The 18,546-nt window shown below is 67.8% G+C and carries 15 protein-coding genes; 8 read left to right on the plus strand and 7 right to left on the minus strand.

Translation table 11 applies throughout. The features are described from left to right. Positions 1-77 precede the first annotated feature (77 nt). Both BLQ58_RS09010 and BLQ58_RS09015 read left to right on the plus strand, forming a co-directional pair. Entirely contained in the window at positions 78-1,046 is a 969-nt protein-coding gene (locus BLQ58_RS09010) for a tripartite tricarboxylate transporter substrate binding protein (protein ID WP_092596729.1), read from the plus strand. Positions 1,047-1,302: 256 nt separating this feature from the next. After that, entirely contained in the window at positions 1,303-2,067 is a 765-nt protein-coding gene (locus BLQ58_RS09015; protein ID WP_092596732.1) for a sulfite exporter TauE/SafE family protein, read from the plus strand. Between the two features lie 141 nt (positions 2,068-2,208). On the opposite strand, the gene BLQ58_RS09020 is transcribed toward BLQ58_RS09015, so the two are convergent. Further along, entirely contained in the window at positions 2,209-2,832 is a 624-nt protein-coding gene (locus tag BLQ58_RS09020) for a DUF938 domain-containing protein (RefSeq protein WP_092596735.1), read from the minus strand. Positions 2,833-2,940: 108 nt separating this feature from the next. Next, positions 2,941-4,923, minus strand: coding sequence for a PhoX family protein (locus BLQ58_RS09025; RefSeq protein ID WP_092596738.1), 1,983 nt, complete (start codon positions 4,921-4,923; stop codon positions 2,941-2,943). A gap of 194 nt (positions 4,924-5,117) precedes the next feature. On the opposite strand from BLQ58_RS09025, the gene BLQ58_RS09030 reads away from it, so the two are divergent. Both BLQ58_RS09030 and BLQ58_RS09035 read left to right on the plus strand, forming a co-directional pair. Then, positions 5,118-5,723: an IMPACT family protein gene (locus tag BLQ58_RS09030; RefSeq protein WP_092596741.1), complete on the plus strand. Its 606-nt coding sequence runs from the start codon at positions 5,118-5,120 to the stop codon at positions 5,721-5,723. Between the two features lie 4 nt (positions 5,724-5,727). After that, positions 5,728-6,054: a 2Fe-2S iron-sulfur cluster-binding protein gene (locus BLQ58_RS09035; RefSeq protein ID WP_092596744.1), complete on the plus strand. Its 327-nt coding sequence runs from the start codon at positions 5,728-5,730 to the stop codon at positions 6,052-6,054. 174 nt (positions 6,055-6,228) lie between these two features. Here the strand turns inward: BLQ58_RS09035 and BLQ58_RS09040 are convergent, their stop codons facing one another. Beyond that, the gene (locus tag BLQ58_RS09040; RefSeq protein ID WP_092596747.1) at positions 6,229-7,161 is read right to left on the minus strand and encodes a LysR family transcriptional regulator; all 933 of its coding nucleotides are present in this window, start codon (positions 7,159-7,161) and stop codon (positions 6,229-6,231) included. Between the two features lie 157 nt (positions 7,162-7,318). Between BLQ58_RS09040 and BLQ58_RS09045 the strand changes: the two genes are divergently transcribed. Next, entirely contained in the window at positions 7,319-8,485 is a 1,167-nt protein-coding gene (locus tag BLQ58_RS09045; RefSeq protein WP_092596750.1) for an L-dopachrome tautomerase-related protein, read from the plus strand. 50 nt (positions 8,486-8,535) lie between these two features. Here BLQ58_RS09045 and BLQ58_RS09050 read toward each other — a convergent pair whose 3' ends face one another. The 3 genes from BLQ58_RS09050 to BLQ58_RS09060 form a co-directional block, all read right to left on the minus strand. After that, positions 8,536-9,663, minus strand: coding sequence for an extracellular catalytic domain type 1 short-chain-length polyhydroxyalkanoate depolymerase (locus BLQ58_RS09050; RefSeq protein ID WP_092596753.1), 1,128 nt, complete (start codon positions 9,661-9,663; stop codon positions 8,536-8,538). Between the two features lie 144 nt (positions 9,664-9,807). Continuing rightward, positions 9,808-10,164, minus strand: a complete 357-nt coding sequence (locus BLQ58_RS09055) for an antibiotic biosynthesis monooxygenase family protein (protein ID WP_092596756.1) — start codon at positions 10,162-10,164, stop codon at positions 9,808-9,810. A gap of 20 nt (positions 10,165-10,184) precedes the next feature. Continuing rightward, a complete protein-coding gene (locus tag BLQ58_RS09060; RefSeq protein ID WP_254775863.1) occupies positions 10,185-11,420 on the minus strand; it encodes a cytochrome P450 family protein in 1,236 nt (411 codons plus the stop codon). Between the two features lie 223 nt (positions 11,421-11,643). On the opposite strand from BLQ58_RS09060, the gene BLQ58_RS09065 reads away from it, so the two are divergent. Together BLQ58_RS09065 and BLQ58_RS09070 are read left to right on the plus strand one after the other, a co-directional pair. Next, a complete protein-coding gene (locus BLQ58_RS09065) occupies positions 11,644-13,275 on the plus strand; it encodes an EAL domain-containing protein (RefSeq protein ID WP_175459873.1) in 1,632 nt (543 codons plus the stop codon). Between the two features lie 339 nt (positions 13,276-13,614). Beyond that, complete coding sequence (locus BLQ58_RS09070; protein ID WP_092597345.1) at positions 13,615-15,753, plus strand: putative bifunctional diguanylate cyclase/phosphodiesterase; 2,139 nt, start codon at positions 13,615-13,617, stop codon at positions 15,751-15,753. A gap of 2 nt (positions 15,754-15,755) precedes the next feature. On the opposite strand, the gene panE is transcribed toward BLQ58_RS09070, so the two are convergent. Next, entirely contained in the window at positions 15,756-16,679 is a 924-nt protein-coding gene (gene panE / locus BLQ58_RS09075) for a 2-dehydropantoate 2-reductase (RefSeq protein ID WP_092596761.1), read from the minus strand. 573 nt (positions 16,680-17,252) lie between these two features. On the opposite strand from panE, the gene BLQ58_RS09080 reads away from it, so the two are divergent. Beyond that, positions 17,253-18,506, plus strand: a complete 1,254-nt coding sequence (locus tag BLQ58_RS09080) for an Hsp70 family protein (RefSeq protein WP_092596764.1) — start codon at positions 17,253-17,255, stop codon at positions 18,504-18,506. Positions 18,507-18,546 lie beyond the last annotated feature (40 nt).

Below are 18,546 nucleotides of genomic sequence, written 5' to 3' on the forward strand. Positions count from 1 at the left end.
GGCTGGGCTAGAGTGGGCCCCACAACACCCGGCAAGACCCCAGAACACCGGCCGGGCCGCATTCATCAGGAGACAGCATGACCCGTACCCTTCGCGCCCTGGCCGGCGTGGCACTGGCGGCAGCCGCCATCGGCCACGCCCAGGCAGACACCTATCCCTCGAAGCCGATCCAGATGATCGTGCCGCAGGCGCCGGGTGGCTCCAACGACATCGTCGCGCGGCTGGTGGCGGCCGACCTGTCGCAGCGGATCGGCCAGCAGGTGGTGGTGGAAAACCGCCCCGGCGCCGGCGGCAACATCGGCACGCAGACCGCCGCACGCGCCACGCCCGACGGCTATACGCTGCTCATGACCATCAGCAGTACGCAGGCCATCAACCCGTCGCTGTACCGGAGCGTGCCGTTCGACCCGGTCAAGGATTTCGAGCCGATTTCGCTGGTGGCCACGGTGCCCAACGTGCTGGTGGTGAATCCGGCCTTCCCGGCCAGGTCGATGTCGGAACTGATCGCGATGGCCAAGGCCAAGCCCGACTTCTATCGCTACGGATCGGCCGGCAACGGCACGCTGAACCACCTGCTGGGCGAGATGCTGAACACGATGGCCGGCATCAAGCTGGAGCACGTACCGTACAAGGGCGTGGCGCCGGCGCTGAACGACGTGCTCGGCAACCAGGTGCCGATGGCGTTCGCAAGCCTGCCGTCGGTGCTCTCGCACATCAAGGCCGGCAAGGTGCGCGCACTGGGCGTCAGCTCGGCCAAACGGTCGCCGTTCGCGCCGGACATACCGGCCATCGGCGAGACCGTGCCCGGCTATAGCGGCGATCTGTGGGTCGGCCTGTTCGCGGTGCGCGGCACGCCGAAGGAGGTCGTCCAGAAACTGTCCACGGCCATGCAGGCCGCACTGGCCGACAAATCGCTGCGCGACAAGCTGGCCGCGCAGGGCGCCGAAACGCTGGGCGGCACGCCGCAGCAGCTGGCCGCCACGCTGCGCACCGACATCGACAAGTGGGCGAAAATCGTCAAGCAGTCGGGAGCCCAGGTGGACTGAGCCGCGCCGGGCACGGCTCGCCCGGACCGCTTCAATCGGCTTCAATCGGCTTCGATCGGCTTCAATCGGCTTCAGCCGGCTTCAACGGGCTTCCGCCGCATTACGACGCTCTGCTCTCCTGCCGCGGGAGCGGAGCGTCGCCCTCCCGATCCCGGCCCTGCGCGACCGGCATCGTGTCGGTGATTTCCCGAATGTCTGCGCCATGTCCGCGTATCATCGTGCGCTTGCCCGATCCGTACCCCGCCCCTGATTCGCCATGCCTGACCATTCGTTGTTGTCCGCCCTGCTCATCTTTGGACTTGGAGGGCTGCTCGGTGGGGTAGGCGGCCTGTTCGGCATCGGCGGCGGCCTGATCGCCATTCCGGCGCTGGGGCTGCTCTACGGCATGGATCAGCAACTGGCGCAGGGCACCTCGCTGGTCATGATCGCGCCCAACGTGGTGATCGGCTTCTGGCAATACCGCAAGCGCGCCGACATCGACCTCAAGACGGCAATCGTCCTTGGGCTGTCCGCCATGCTGTCCACCTATCTGTCGGCACGGCTCGCCACATCGATCGACGCCGCACTGCTGCGCCGTATCTTCGCCGTGTTCATGATCGGACTGGCCCTCTACTTCCTCTGGCGGCTATTACCCGGCCGCGCAGCGACGCACCAGCAGGCGCGGGTATCGGCGTCCTGGATTCCAGCGGTTGGCGTGGTCGGCGGCGCGTTTTCGGGATTTTTCAGCGTAGGCGGCGGCGTGGTGGCCGCCCCTGCCCTGGTCGGCCTGTTTGGCATGCGCCAGGCCGCCGCCCAGGGCCTGGCGCTGGCCCTGGTCACACCCGGCGCGGTAGTGGCCTTGCTCACCTATGCACATGCCGGCCATGTGGACTGGTACAGCGGCATCCCGCTGTCGCTGGGCGGCATGCTGACGATCTCCTGGGGGGTGGCACTGGCCCACCGCATGCCGGAACGGCGCCTGCGCGCAGCGTTCGCGGTGTGCCTGATTGCAACGGCGGTGGTGATGCTGGTGCGAGGGTAAGCGGCCCGCCACGACCCACGGCTATCGGCGGTCCTGCGGGAGATCGCGTGGATCGCGGCAGGGTCGCCGGTGAATCGGCATATCGTGCAAAGCAGTTCGGCCGGCGCCGCTCCTTCCACGACATTCCGTTGCGCGCCGCCCTCAACCGGCCTTGTGGAACACCAGGCTGAAGTTGTTGGCCGGCATGGGAATCGGCTCCGCACAGGTCAAGCCGTGCGCCGCGCCCAGGGCGATGACGGCTTCCATGTCGCGTACGCCCCAATCGGCATCGGCCACGCGCAGCTGCCGGTCGAATGCTTCGTTGCTGGGTGCGGTATGCGCGCCGTTGCGGCGGTAGGGGCCGTAGAGATACAGCACGCCGCCGGGGGACAGGTGCCGGCCGGCGCCCGCGAACAGCGCCTCGGCGGCAGCCCACGGCGCGATGTGGATCATGTTGATGCAGACCATGGCATCCACCGCGTCGACGCCCCAGGGCTCCTGCCTCACGTCGATGGCGAGCGGCGGCCGCACGTTGGCGGCCTTTTCGTGGGCCGTCCAGGCCATGATCGATTCCCGGTGCGTGGCATCGGGGTCGCTGGGCTGCCAGGTGAGCCCGGGCAGCGCGGCCGCGAAGTACACCGCATGCTGGCCGGTGCCGCTGGCGATCTCGAGCACCGTGCCGGTTTTCGGCAGGGCGTCGCGCAAGACGGCCAGAATGGGCGCGCGGTTGCGGTCGGTGGCGGGCGCCATGCGGCGCGCGGTCAGGTCTGCGGCGGGCTGTGTCATGGGGGTTCCTGTGAGCGTGCGCCGGCAATATGCCCGGCCCAGCCCACAGGGTAGCAGGACCGCCGTGCCTGCGTGGTCAGATTGCGTCGGACGCTTCTTATACGCGCCTTACGCGCGCCGGTTCAGCCGCAGCGCCGACGGCGTGGCTGTCAGATAGCCGACGGCCGCGCCGAAGCGGTCCTTGTAGTTGGCACGCACCAGCGGGTCCAGCGTGCCCTTCACCTTGTCATGGAGCCCCTTTTCCCAGTCGCCGGGGTGCTGGAAGTTGCTCAGGATGTAGGTCCAGCCGTGGATCTCGTCCACCGCGTGCAGCCCGGTGGATTCCGCGCCCGCCGGGCACGACAGCACGCGCGACAGTTGCTTCGTGTCCACGTTGTAGGCCCACAGGAAGTTGTTCACGTGCGTGTTGCTGTCCTCGCCGACAAACAGCGTGCGCAGCGTCTCCGAGAACTTGAGGTTGTCCGGCGTGGCCACCTTGTCGGGGTTGGCGTAGTTGCCCAGTGCGTCCTGCGCCTTCTTCGGGCCACCGCCAAGATCCTCCGACACCAGCGCCGGTACGGCCGCCATGTCGACCGGCACCCATTCACTGTCGATGCGGGCACCGGCCTGGTCGGACTGCGCCCCGCGCAGGTTCAGTTCGTAGACCGCGCCCGAGTACGGGCCTTCCACGCGGATGTCGCCGGCATTGGCGGCATTGCCGGCCAGCATGCTGGTCTCGATGCGCGAGATGGCCGAGTACGCCTTCCTGTCCGCGATATTGACGGTCGTGCCTTCCATTTTGGTGAAGCCGAGGCTGCCGCCCACCAGCGCGGCGTAGCGGTGGGTTTCCAGGAAGGCAGCGGCCTTCTCCTGCCCCGGCTTGAGCCTGACCCAGTTCGGCTTGCCATCGAACAGGATGCGCTTGTAGCTGGAATCCTCCGGATCCTTGAACTGCACGTCCATGATGTCGGTGACCTTGATCCCGCCATCCACGAGCTTGCGGATCTCGTCGCTGCTGGCGCTGCCCAGCGGAATCCACGACAGCGTGGCCGCGCCCGGGCCGGTGCCCGATGTCTGGTGCCACTTGGCCACATACAGCTTGCCCGCCGACAGGTCGCGCGGACGGTCGGCGATGAACAGGAACAACCCGCCATTGGTGGCGTCGTCGCCCATCAGCACGGTGCGCTCGTCGGGCATCACCTGTACCAGTTCGTGCGAGATGCGCCCCAGGCAATAGTGCTTGCGGATCGATCCGGTGCCGTCGGGGTTCACGGTCACCTCCGGCAGGTGGCCGTAGTGATACGGATTGGCGCGGCCCGCATCGCCATACAGGTGCTGGCTGAAGCCGCGCAGCTTCCTGTCGGTGGCGGCCCTGGCCGCGTCGGGCTCGTATTCCTCGCTCGACAGGTGCGTGTTCCACGGCGACAGGCTTGCGCCGCAGGTGATCCACAGGCCGTTCACGCCGGACGTATCCACATTGTGGTACTGCACCAGGCTCAGCTTGCCGGTCTTCGGGTCCTGGTCCAGCGTCAGCACGGCGATGGGCGACGGCAGCATGCCATGCATCTCGGCATCGGCCTGGTCGCGCGTGGTGTACTCGAACTGCACCACCGCGAACACCGTGTTGCCCTTGACGCCGCGCACCCTGGTGTTGCGCAGCGTCAGCAGCGAACTGCCGTCCGGGGCATCGGAATAGAACTGACGCGCCTTGCCCGGCACCGAGTCGTCCACGATCGGACGGTTCTGGATGTCGTAGTACCCGCCGGCCAGCACCTTGCCGCCCTTGCCGTCCGGCACCAGGTCGCCGGTGACGAAGAACGGCTGGTAGGCCAGCGTGTAGTCCTGCCCGGTGCCGTCGGCGTACGACACCTTCAGCGACGATCCCACCGTCGTGGTGGCCATGGCCGCGGCGTTTTCCAGCGTGGGCGCGGCCATGCCGGTGAACGTGGCGGATGCAAAGGCGGCCTTGCGGCGGGGCGCGGCGGCGAAGGCGGCCTCCATCGCGGACATGCCGCCGGCCAGGCTGGCGGCAGCGGCACCGAGCGGCAGCATCGGAGCGCCGCCCAGGATTTTCAGGGTGCGGCGGCGGGCATTGACGGTCTGGTCGGACATGGGATTGAAGTGGGCTCTGTGGGTGTCTGGCAGTTCTTCTGAAGGGATGCGCTGTGGCAGGAACGACATCTGCCCGTCCGGATGGTAAGGCGCTTTCATGACAGATATTTGACGGTCCGCAAGCTGTCACACATCTGGCGCTTCAGCCGGCTGCGCTACACTCGCCCTCCTGCCTGTCGATTCCCTGCCCTGTCTTGCCCACCTTCACGTTAGCCGCCCCGGTACATGCCGACATCGAGATACGCAAAAGCCGCTTTATCGCGCTGGCCGTGCCGGTGCCCGATCGCGAGGCTGCCATGGGCGTGATCGCGGACCTGCGCGCGCAGCATCCCACGGCCACGCACGTGTGCTGGGCGCTGCTGGCCGGCGGGCAGTCGGGCATGTCCGACGACGGCGAGCCATCCGGCACGGCAGGCCGGCCGATCCTGGAGGTATTGCGCCATCACGACCTGGATGGCGTGCTGGCCGCCGTGGTGCGATATTACGGCGGCGTCAAGCTGGGCGCCGGGGGACTGGTGCGCGCCTATACCGACGCCATCGCGGGGGCGCTCAAGGACGCGCAGCGGATCGAGCGCATCGCCTACGCCACGCTGACCGTGCTGGTCGATTACCCCGACGAACCGCGCGTGCGCCGCTGGATCGATCAGTCGGCCGATGCGGGTTGCACGCTGGCCGAGACCCGCTATGGCGCGCTGGCCACACTGGTCATCCGCTTGCCGGCCGCGCTGCGCGAGCAGGCGCAGGCAGCCCTGCGCGATGCCACTCACGGGCGAGCCGGGTTTCCGGCCCATGAGGACTAGCCGCATGGCCGAATCGCAGTACGGCATGCCAGCCGACATCCCGGACGACACTCGGGAGTTCACGGCGCAGGTGCTGCCGGGCCAGGTACGCTTTGCCGCGCCCGCGTCCTTGAGCCTGCTGGAAAGCGCCCTGCTGGACGGCGTCAGCCTGCCCAGTTCCTGCCGCAACGGCACCTGCCGCGCATGCATCAGCAAGCTGCACGCGGGCAGCGTGCGGTATCGGATCGAATGGCCCGGCCTGAGCCTGGACGAAAAGGACGACGGCTACATCCTGCCCTGCGTGGCCTGCCCGACCAGCGACGTGGTGTTCGAGCCGGTAGGCGCGGGGTGATCCCGCCAGCGGACGTCCAGCACCGCCGGAGCGAGCGAAAAACGCTGTAACGCGTACCGGGCCACGTCCTGGCACCGGAGCCCGCACCCATCGTTTCATGAGCCCGTCTTATCAGGGCTTCCGTGGGCGGCGCGGTCGTCGCGGACGACTTTCCCACGAACATATCGCCTGCCCTCAGCCCCCCGTATAGCGCGTGTACGTGCGCATCTTTTCGCTCATGACCAGCAATCGCTCGCGCAGGATTGCGTGCAGGTACCGCACCGCAGGCGAAAACTGTCGGCGGTGCGGACACACCAGATTGAGCGGCACCGGCTCGCCAGGCTGCTCGGGCAGCAGCAGCTCCAGCCGGCCTTGCTCGACGTCGGCGCAGACGTCTATCCACGACTTGTAGGCGATGCCGCGTCCATCGATGGCCCAGCGCCGCGCGATCTCCGCGTCATCGCATAGCAGCGTGCCCTTGATCGTGATCTGTCGCCGCATGCCGGCCGCAGGGAAGTGCCACCGATCGTACAGGCGGCCACCCAGCACAAACGGCAGGCATTGGTGCATGAGCAGGTCATCAAGCGATGCAGGACGCCCATGGCGCTGCAGGTATTCCGGCGAAGCGACCAGAACGCGGCGGTTGTGCTCGGCCAACGGCAGCGCCACGTAAGTGGCGCCTTCGTTCGCGCCGTAGCGGATGGCGATGTCCACGGGGTCCCGGAATACATCGGTGACCTGGTCGGACAACGAAAGCCTGAGCACCAGCTTGGGGTGCGATGCCTGGAACGCCGTCAGGAGTGGCAACAGCACGTTACGCCCCAGGTCGGAAGGCGCTGCAATCTTCAGCGTGCCCTGCAGCGCCGTCTGCTCGCCATGCAAGCGCTCCCGCCCTTCGTTGAGCATCGCCAGCACTTCGTCGGCATAGGGCAGGTATTGCTCACCCTCCGCGGTCAGTCGGAGGCTGCGTGTCGACCTGGCGAACAGTCGGATATCCAGTTCCTTTTCCAGCCGCTGGATGGCTGCGCTGACCTGGCCGGGCAGCAGATCCGCCTCGCGGGCAGCGTTCGAAAAGCTGCCAAGCGCCGCGGTTCGTACAAAAAGATGAAGGTCGTCGAGTCTGATCATTTTCACTACATCAGTGAAAGTCCTGCCTGATTATCACAGTTTTTCGAAAAACCAGCCGGGCGGAATATACCGCCACGGACGGGTTTTCGACGCGAATCGACCCGGTCCATGGCCGAACGAACGCCTCTCATCGAACAAGAATCCAGGAGTCCATACCATGTATCCATCACTGAACGGCCACGCGTCGTCGCTCGCGGTCGCCATCGCCATCACTTTCGGCGTGCTTGCGCCGCTGGGCGCTACCGTCTCGGCAGCGCCATCCTCGACCCTGGAAACGGTCGCAACTTTCGACGGCGCCATGCCGACTGGCGTGACGATCGCCGAAGGCGGCCGCATCTTCGTCAACTTCCCTCGCTGGGGCGACGATGTCCCTTTCACCGTGGGCGAACTGCGGAATGGCAAGGTCACTGCCTATCCTGATGCCGCGGTCAATCAACCGGACAATGCGCGGCCGGCCGAAACCTTCCTCAGCGTGCAGAGCGTGGTGGCCGACGGCCAAGGGCGCGTCTGGGTGCTCGATACCGCCGCTCCCGGCTTCTCCAACCCCGTGCCGGGCGGCGCCAAGCTGGTTGCCATCGACCTGAAGACCGACCAGATCGTCAAGACCATTGTCTTCCCCGCCAACGTGATGCGAGCGCGGACCTATGTCAACGACATGCGTTTCGATTTCCGCGTCGGCAAGGCCGGCGTCGCCTATGTCACCGATTCCTCGCTGTCCGGTATCGGCGGCATCATCGTGGTCGATCTCGATACAGGCAAGGCCATCCGCCGCCTGACCGGCCACCCGTCAACCTCGGCCGATCCATCGTTCCGTCCCGTCGTCGAAGGCAAGCCGATGGAAGCCCGCGATGCGTCAGGCAAGGTCACCCCGTTCACCGTCGCCTCCGACGGCATTGCGCTGAGCCCGGATGGCAAGACGCTGTACTTCTCGCCGTTGTCGAGCCGGCATCTCTACGCGGTGTCGACCGCCATGCTGCGCGACCCTTCGGTCAGCGACGCGCGAATCGGCAAGACGGTCAGGGATCTCGGAGAAAAAGGTGCGTCCGACGGACTGGAGTCGGATGCGAACGGCGCCGTCTACGCCAGTGACTATGAGCACAACGCCATCCGCGCGCGCGGCGCATCGGGCAGATGGACCACGCTGGTGCAGGATGCCAGGCTGCTGTGGCCGGACACGCTCTCCGTTGGCGCCGACGGATACCTGTACGTCACGGCCAACCAGTTGCATCGCCAGGCCGGATTCCAGGGCGGCGAGGACAAGCGCGAGAAGCCCTACGCGCTGTACCGCATGCATATCGGCGCAAAGCCGGCGCCCACGCGTTGAGCCAGAGTCCGTAGCTGGCCCGGCTGCCATCCCGCGTCGGGTCACCGGGCTCAATCCCGCTGGCGTCCGTTCACCGAAAAAAAGCGTAGCGCGATCTTGAGCGCGTCAGGCCCGCTGGGGTCCGAGAACGCCTGTCCGGGCGCGCCGCCGCTCCACGCGTGGCGCAGCCCTTCCACCTTCACCACGCGCAGATAGGGACGCGGCCCGGCCTGCCAGTCGAACACGTCCACCGCGCGGCGCGTGCCGCGCCGTACGCGCCTGGCGGGCAGTGCCCTGGGGGCCGGCGTACCCGGCGGCCACAGTTCCAGCCACATCGCCGCCGTGGACGTGGCGTTGTCGTAGGACACCACGCTGTCCTCGTCGCCGTGCAGCAACAGCAGGGGGGGCGGGGAACGCCCGGCCAGCGCCAGGCGGGCCGCCACGGCGTCGGGCGCCCGATCGCCGCGCATGGCCTTTGGCGCCTGCGTGGCATTGACGGCGCTATAGGGCGCGGCCCCGGAATGGGAGCCGATGGCGGCGAAGCGATCCGGATAACGCAGGCCCAGCATCATCGCCATGGCGCCGCCGGCCGACAGGCCGAATGCGCAGACGCGATGGGCCAGGATGGCGTAGCGCTGGCTGACATGGTCGATCATCGACATCAGCAGCGCGGTTTCCGATGCACCGCGCGCTGCGGGACGGAACCAGTTCCAGCAACGCTGGGCATTGGCGTGCACCGACTGCTCGGGCATCAGCACGACCCAGCGCGCGTCGCGCGCCACCGTGGCCACCCGGGCGCACGCGGCAAAACTGGCGGCGTCCTGCCCGCAGCCGTGCAGCAGGACCAGCAATGGCGCGGGCCGCGCCGCGCTGACGCCGGGCGGTACGTACACCCGGTAGCGGCGCTGCCCCATGCTGCCGATCCCCATGCTGAAGCCCCAAAGGCCTTCCTCCCACGATCCGCCGCCCTTGCTCACCGGCGCGCGCGCCGGCGTCACCACCCCGGTCATGGCCTGCCGCGCCACCTTGCCCACGGCGCGGCCCATGGCCTTGCTCACGGCCTGACTCTGCTGCCGGGCCGCGCGCATCATCGGATCAGCCACGGTCCTGGTAACCGTGCGGCTGAACTGGCGTGCGCTGCGCGTCGCCTGCTTGCTCAGCGTTGCCCACAATTTGGTGCCGCCCGTGCGCCGTTTCATGCCGCATCGCCCTTTCGTTTCCGCTGCTGCGTGGTCAGACCTCCGCTGCGATGATGCACGAGTCTACGAGGCGAATATGTCAGATTGTCATGAACCGGCGCGTCGGAGACCGGCCGGATGCGGCCAATCCTCCAAGGAGGGCCGTCAACGGCCGGCCGCGTCATGCACGGCGCGGCTATCGGCCGGCGCTTCGTCGCGTTCTTGCAGACCGTAGTCGCGCAGCACCTGCGCCACGCGCAGCCGGTAGTTGGCGAACACGCCGCCGCGCCCGGCCGCCTGGGCCTGGCGGTGGTCGAGCGTATTGCGCCAGGCCAGTACGGCGGCCTCATCGCGGAAGAACGACAGCGACAGCAGCTTGCGCGGGTTCGTCAGGCTCTGGAAGCGTTCCACCGAGATGAAGCCGTCGATGGCTTCCAGTGTCGGTTTGAGGTGGGCGGCGATGTCCAGATAGGTGTCCTGTCGCCCGGGCGCAGGCTCGACTTCGAAGATCACGGCAATCATCGGGGGCTCCTTCGTATGGTTCAGGGTTGTACGTAGAACAGGGGAATGCGGGCGTTGACCGATGGCCGATAGCGTACGCGATCCACCAGGCGCGCCGGTTGGATCCCGCGCGACAGCAGCGCCTGCACGGTACAGGCGGCCAGTAAGCGGGCCAGCGCATCGCCGGGGCAGCCGTGACGGCCGGCACCGAATGTCCAGGGGCGGGCCGCCGCCGCTGCGGCGACCTCCTGGCCATCGTCATGCGCGGCGGCGGCCAGCAGCACCAGCACCGCATCGCCGGCGCGGACGGGCTGGCCGCAGACCATGGTGTCGGCGACCATGAAGCGTCGCGTGTTCTGCACGGGCGGGTCCAGGCGGGCCACGTGGTCCACGTGGTCCACCAGCGTATCGGCGCGACTGTCCGGGCCGGCGTGCTGGCCGGTACGTCCCAGATGGACCAGCGTGTTGCCGATCAGGCCGGCAGTGGCCTCGCACGCCTGGATCATCAGCCCCACGGCGTTGGCGACCAGCGTTGGGGCATCGATGCCTGCCAGCGCGGTGTCCTGCGACAGCGCGTGCAGCAGGTTTCCCGCCGGTGCGGACGGCGTGCAGCCGTGCGTCCAGTGCGTGAGCCATTGCGCGGCCGCCGCGCCCGCTTCCACTTCGGCCGGCGTGGCCAGCGGCGACATCGCCATCGCAAAGGTGGAAACGAAGCCGGCCACACGCGTGGAAACATGGCCATCGGCGTCGCGTTCGAGTGGCAGGCCCAGCAGGTCCGCGACTGTCAGCACCGGCAAGGTGAACATCCAGCGCGTGGCTTCGTGTGCGTCCTCATCGGCCATACGCGGCAGCGCCGCGGCCAGCGCGTGGGCGCGCACGCGCACCAGGCCCAGGTCGAGCCCGGCCAGATGGCGCAGCACGATGGCTTTCAGGGCAGCGTGGGCAGGTCCGTCGGTCATGCGAACCAGTCGGCCGAACAGGTCGCCCGCCGGGCCACCGGCCAGCGCGGGCGGCACCGGCTGGCCCGGCGGACGCACGCGGGCATCGGGATGGTCCAGCACTTCCGCCACGGCGGCAGCGCTGGCAGCCACCCACAGCTTCAGCGCCGCGTCGTAATGGAACGGACGCGTGCGCGCCAGCTGGCGATACCAGGGATAGGGGTCGGGATGCGTGACCGCTGCAACGGGGTCGGCGGGGTCGGCGGGGTCGGCGGGATCGGCGGCCGGCGCCACGCCGGGAGAGGACAGCGTGAGCACGGCATCAAGGGGCGAATTCATCACGGTTTCCGGCTGAATGGGCGATGTCGCCATCTTCGCAGCGCGCGGGCCAGGGAAGGTTCGTCCTGTCGTGAAATGTCGAATGCGGGACGGCGCGGTCGTTGGGGCGCCCAGACCAAGCGCCACGCAGCCCCAAGATGCCGTGCGTGACCCCGGTCAAGCGGCCGGCCGAGTCGGACGCGCGGCAGCCCGACGACCCGTCGCTGCATGCGCAATATCAGACATGTCATGGAGATCGTTCTGCTATGCTGCCTCGCACTCCATCCACCCTGACCCAATGACCCGGCGCCACTGGCTCTTCATGTTTTGCGCGATCACGCTGGGCGTCTGCGGCCCGGTGGCGCTCACCACATGGGTGTCGCGCGAGTTGGCCGAGCAGTTGTTCCGCCAGCGCGTGGACGCTTTCACCGAACGCGCGCTGCTCCGTGTGGAAGCGGTGGCACGCGATGCCGTCGAGGCCGCCCGCCAGGCGGACCAGTTCGACGGCCCGCCATGCACCCCGGATCATCTGGACGCCATGCGCGAGGCCGACCTCCATCACCGCTACGCGCGACAGATCGTCTACCTCGATGGCGAGCAGCTGCTGTGCGCGTCGTCATCGCTGCCGGGCGCGCTGCGCAGCATCACAGGCCAGAATCCGCGCTGGGCCTCGCTGCCGGCGCTGCGGGCCGTGTATCGCATCGATGCCACGGGGGAACCGCCGCCCGCCGTCCAGTTTCGCGTGGGCCGGCACGTGGCCGTGGTCGACGCGCAGTTCTTCATCGACATCGTTCCGCTCGATGCGCAGATTCGCCTCGGCATGATCGATACGCACTCGGGCAAGGCGGTGGCGATCTGGGACGACACCGATACGGCTACCCTGCAGCGCGCATGGGCCGAGAAGCTCGACGGCAAGGTGCGGGGGGATCGCTATCTGGACGTCAAGCAGTCGCAACACCTGCCATTCGCCGTGGTGGCCTACGAGCCGCGCGACGAGATGGCCGGCACCTGGCGGCAACTGCTGGTCGTCGGCCTGCCCGTGGCGCTGCTGGCCAGCGCCCTGGCCGCCTGGCTGATGCTGCGGTGGGGCCGGCGCCTGCGCAGCCCCACCTACCTGCTGCAGGATGCCATCCGCCACAAGGCGTTCTTCGCGGTCTACCAGCCCGTGATGGCGCTCGACGACGGACGCTGCGTCGGCGCCGAGGCGCTGGTGCGCTGGCGCATGCCGGACGGCTCGGTGGTGCTGCCGGACCGCTTCATTCCGATGGCCGAATCGGTCGGTGTCATCCACGCCATCACCACGTGCGTGATCGAGGCCGTGCTGGCAGACCTTGGCCCGCACCTGGCCGCCGATCCGGCCATGCATGTATCGATCAACCTTTCGCCGGACGACTTCCGCGCCCACGACACGCTGCCAGCCATCAGCGCGGCACTGGCGCGCGCCGGCGTGCGCGCAGGGCAGATCTGGATCGAGGTCACCGAGCGCGGCTTTGCCAATGACACCGCCTGCCGCGAGATGATCGCGGCCTTCCGCAAGGCCGGCCATCCGATCCTGATCGACGACTTCGGCACCGGCTATTCGAGCCTGGCCTATCTGCATGACCTGGACGTGGACGGTATCAAGATCGACAAGGCCTTTGTCGGATCGATGACGACCGACGCCCCGTCGAAGTCGGTCGGGCCCCATATCATCGGGATGGCTCGCGCGCTGGACATCGATATGGTGGCCGAGGGCATCGAAACCGAAGCGCAGCGCGTGGCGCTACGGCAACGCGGCGTGCAGTACGGCCAGGGCTGGCTGTTCGGCAAAGCCATGCCACGGGCCGAATTCCTGGCGTTCTGGCAAGAGCACGCGGGCGCTGCCATCGAGGCCTGAGCGCCGATGCCGGCGCCTCCGTGCCAGTTTGCACCTATACTCGCCGTTTCCTTCCGCGCGAACACGTGCGAGCCACCATCGATGAGCAAACCACCATGCCTTGAGCCATCAACACCTGACGGGACGAAGGTTCCGCATTGCCGGCATCGGGGACACGGCCGGCATGGCGGAGTTTGACGGGCACCACGGTTCATGAACCTGTCGTCGACGACGGCGAACGTCGCGGCGCAGGGCAGACATCAGAAAAACGGGAACCGGGTAGTCAGGACGCGGAAGACCGCCATCCTGCCTTGCGGCGCACAGCGCACGGGGCATGCGATCGGCGGCGGGCATGAATCGATGAAACAGACAGATCGTGCGCAGGGCGCGGCGCTGGCCGGCCTGCGCGCCGCCGACGGGGCAAACGGCGGAAGCATCGGCGGGAACATCAGAAATACCGGTGGCATCGGCGGCGGAGCGGTCAACGGGCCCGTCAAGCCCGTCGAGGGGGCCCTGCCCTGGCAGACCCGCCACGACCAGTTGCTGGCCGTGCGCCGCACGGTCCGGCTGTCGATTCCGATCAACATCATCCTGGGCGTGAGCGTGCTGGCCGTGGCCTGGCACGCAGGGCGCGGTGCCACGGCGGCGGTATGGTTCGTGTTTTCCCTGCTCTGGAACATGCTGCGCATCTGGATGTGCCAGGTGCCGGTGGGCCGGGCGCCCGGCACCACGCGGCCGGACGATGACCGGCTGGCACGCACGGTGGCACGCCACCTGCGCATCCATTGCACGCTGGCGCTGCTGTCGGGCCTGACCTGGGCTGCCATTCCGGTGCTGTGCGACGGCTACACGTCGCCGCAGACGCTGTTCTACCTGACCGTGGTCTGCGGCATCACCGCCGGTGCGGTGACCCACGGCTTTGCGTACGCGCGTATTCCATTCTTTTTCATCACACCGCCACTGCTGTCGGCCGCCGCATGCCTGTTGTGGTTCGGCGATTTCGACAAGTTCTGGCTGGCCGGCACCACGCTGCTCTACCTGGCCGCACTCGTCCGGTGCACGCTGGAAAGTGAGCGGCAGATCCGGCATTCGATCCGGCTCAAGAACGAGGCCACCGCCATCCAGGATTCTCTGCGTATCGCGCATGACCACGCCGTGAATCGTGCCGACGAGATGTGGACGCTCGCCAGCCTGGACCCGCTGACCGGCCTGCTGAGCCGCAGCGGGTTCTTCGCTCGGGCCAACAAGCGATTTGCCAACGGCTTGAGCGGCCGGCATTGCCTGTTGCTGCTGGACCTGGACGGCTTCAAGCTCATCAACGACGCGTTCGGCCACAAGGCTGGCGACGGCGTGCTGCGCGAGGTGGCGCGGCGGCTAGAGTCGGTGGCCGGGCCTGCCATGCTGGTGGGCCGCATGGGCGGCGACGAGTTCATGCTGCTCTACGATCCGATTGAGAGCGACGATTGCCCGTCCTCGCTGGCCGCCCGGCTGATCGAGGCCGTGCGCCAGCCGCTGGAAGGCTACGAATTCTGCGCGGTAGGCATCAGCATCGGCATCTGCCGCGGGCCGGACATCTCCCTGGACGACATGCTGCTGTTTGCCGACGCCGCGCTGTACGCAGCCAAGCGTGCGGGCCGCAACAGCGTGTACGTGTTCGACGACGACCTGCACCGGCACCTGCAGATGCAGCGCGACATCGAACGCGATCTGCCGCGCGCACTGGCCGACGACAGGCTCGAGGTCTGGTTCCAGCCGATCTTCGCCGAAGGCGGCGCGCGGGTGCGCAGCCTTGAGGCGCTGATCCGCTGGAAGCACGGGCGCCATGGCTGGGTCCCGCCGCCGGAACTGGTGTCGGTGGCAGCGGCGTCCGGCTTGTCCGAGACATTGCTGCGCGCCACGCTGTCGAAGGTCTGCCGCTTGTCGAAAGCCATCGAGGCACAGGGCGGGCAACGCATTCCCATCGCCATCAACCTGTCACCGCGCGAAATGGCGCAGGTGGACATCGACCAGCTGCTGCTGTCGACGCTGGAGGCCTGCCGGATCGAACCGGGCCTGCTGACCGTGGAAATCACCGAGGAAGTGGCGCTCGACGTGATGGCCGTGCAAGGCAAGCTGGCCAACATGGCCAGGGCCGGCGTGGCAATTGCGCTCGACGACTTCGGCGTGGGCTATTCCGGCCTCGGGGCGCTGCGCCAGCTGGGCGCGGCATGCGTGAAGGTGGATCGCAGCTTCATCACCGATATCGCGCAGTCGCCGCGCAACCAGGATCTGATGCGTGCGGTGCTGAATCTCGGGCGCTCGTTCGGCTTCGAAGTCGTGGCCGAGGGCGTGGAGCACGAAGCCGACCGGCAGACGCTGATCGGCATCGGCTGCTATGCCATGCAAGGCTACCTGCTGGCGCGTCCGATGCCCGAAGCCGAACTGCTGGCCTGGCTGCTCGCGCGCGCGGCCACGGCCACGGCCAACAGCGAAGCCAGCATCGACGGCGGCGGGGCCTGACGTCAGCCGCCGCGGGCGCGGCGGGCCTCGTACGCCTTCAGGTGGGTCAGTGCCATGCCGAGCGTGGGCGCATCGGTGCGGCCCCGGCGTGCCAGCAGGTCGCCGACGATCTGGTCCGATTCGATGGCGGCGCCACGCTCCACGTCGCGCAGCATCGATGCCGTGATCGGCGAGCCTTCCGTGAACAGCGTGGTCCTGGCTTGCTGCATCGCCGGCTCGCGCACCGGATAGCCGTTGGCCGCCGCGATGGCGGCGCATTCGTCCAGCAGGGACGCAATGGTCTCGCGGCCACCCGGCGCGGCAAGGATGTCGCCGATGGTGGCCCGCATCAGGCAGGTGGCAGCCGCCAGCGTGGCCAGGAAGAACCATTTTTCCCACATGTCCTGCAGCATCGCGTCGCTGCGCTGCACGTCGAAGCCCGCGTTGCCGAACACTTCGGCCAGCGCCTGCGCGCGGGGGCTGTTGCCCGACGGGCGCTCGCCAAACGACAGGACGTGGAATGCCGACAGATGCAGGATGGTGCCCTGATCGTCGAGCGTGCTCGAAATCAGGCAGCGGCCGCCCATCACGCGGGCCGCGCCAAAGCGGGCATCGAGCTGGTCCAGGTGCCGCATGCCGTTGAGCAGGGGCACGATCACCGTGTCCGGGCCGACGGCCGGGGCGATCGAATCCATTGCGCTGGCCAGGTCATAGGCCTTGCAGCTCAGCAGCACCACATCGTACGGCGTGGTGATCTGCTCCGAGAGCACGACAGGGGGCGTGGCGATGTGCAGATCGCCCTGCGGGCTCTTCACGCGCAGCCCATGCTCCGCCAGTTGCCCAGCCCGCCGCGCGCGCACCAGAAAGGTCACGTCACGCCCGGCCTGCAACAGCCGTGCTCCGAAATAGCCGCCAGTCGCGCCGGCACCGACCACCAGAATACGCATCCTAGACTCCCAGGTCTGACCCGGCACCTTGCCGGGCGATGCGCCATTCTAGTGGGGTTCCGGCAAGCCTGCCGGCGGGGTGCCGATCCTGCTGCGGATCAGGCCACGCACGGGCAGAACACTGCCGGAAACGAGAAAGGGGCCGTCAGTGGCGGTCCCCGTCCTCGCGTCGCGTCATGTGAGCAGATTGAACACGAAGCCCAGTGCAATCGCGCCGCCCAGTGCCTCCAGCGTGGCCAGCGCCACCAGTTCGCGGAAAATGCGTGATTCGTCCTGCTTGGTCACCATGGTATTGTCTCCAGTCGGTTTTCCAAACGGCTGGCCGGTGGTGTCGTACCGGTCAGTCACACTGCAACCTGCGACTTCAGTAGACTGCAACGCCGGTGTGCAGAACAGTTGGCACAAACCCGCATGGGGTGATCCCCGATGGCACGCCGCGCCGCCGTTTCCACCCCATGCCAGGAAAACCCCTACAATAGCGCCCCACGCCACGGCACCCGACCCCGCCTCCTTCAAATAGCAGCGGACAAGCGCGCCGCCGGCATCCTGCTGCACCTGAACCCCTGCATTCCCATGATCTCAAACGCTTGCGGCGTCGACTTCGGCACGTCCAATTCCACCGTCGGCTGGCTGCGTCCCGGCGCACCCACGCTGCTGCCGCTGGAAGACGACAAGTCCACGCTGCCATCGGTGATCTTCTTCCACGCCGAGGATCCGCTCGTCAGCTACGGCCGCGCCGCGCTGGCCGACTACCTGGCCGGCTACGAGGGCCGCATGATGCGGTCGCTCAAGAGCCTGCTGGGCACGTCGATGATGGACGACAGCACCGAGGTCATGGGCCAGGCCATGCCGTTCCGCAAGCTGCTGGCGCATTTCATCGGCGAACTGAAGGGCCGCGCCGAGCGCGCTGCCGGCCGCCAGTTCAGCGCGGCGGTGCTGGGGCGTCCGGTTCACTTCATCGACGAGGATGCCGCCGCCGACCAGCTGGCCGAGGACACGCTGGCGGAGATTGCCCGCGACGCGGGCTTCAAGGACATCGCCTTCCAGTATGAGCCGATTGCGGCCGCCTTCGACTACGAGGCCGGCATCGGCAGCGAGGAACTGGTGCTGGTGGCCGACATCGGCGGCGGTACGTCGGACTTCTCGCTGGTGCGGCTGTCGCCCGAGCGCGCCAGAAAGACCGACCGCCGCGAGGACATCCTGGCCAATGGCGGCGTGCACATCGGCGGCACCGACTTCGACCGCGCACTGAGCCTGGCCAGCGTCATGCCGATGCTGGGCCTGAACAGCCAGTTGCGCAACGGCAAGGCGATGCCGTCGGGCCAGTATTTCGACCTGGCCAGCTGGCACACGATCAACCTGGTCTATACGCGCCGCGCCTGGGCCATCGTGATGGACAACTATCGCGATGCCGCCGAAACCGAGAAGCTCGACCGCCTGATCCGCCTGATCAAGGACCGCGCGGGACACTGGCTGGCGATCCAGGTGGAAGCCGCGAAGATTGCGCTGTCCGAGGCGCCGCTCACCACCATGGACCTCGCGCGCATCGCGCCCGATACCACGCTGGATGTCACGCGCGACGATTTCGACCAATCGATCTCGAAACTGGTCGACAAGACGGCCAGCACCGTGAAGGGCATGCTCAAGACGGCCGGCGTTCCGGCCGATGCGGTGGATACCATCCTGTTCACCGGCGGCTCCAGCAGCGTACCGATGCTGCGCGAGCAACTGGCGCGGCTGCTGCCCGGCGCGCGGCGCGTGGAAGGCGACCTGTTCGGCGGTATCGGTTCAGGGCTGGCACTGGACGCGGCCCGCAAGTTTGGCTGAGCCTGGTCCCCGGCGCGTGCCGGGAACGCCGGCAGACTGA

Source organism: Ralstonia sp. 25mfcol4.1, from assembly GCF_900104095.1.
Lineage (GTDB): Bacteria > Pseudomonadota > Gammaproteobacteria > Burkholderiales > Burkholderiaceae > Cupriavidus.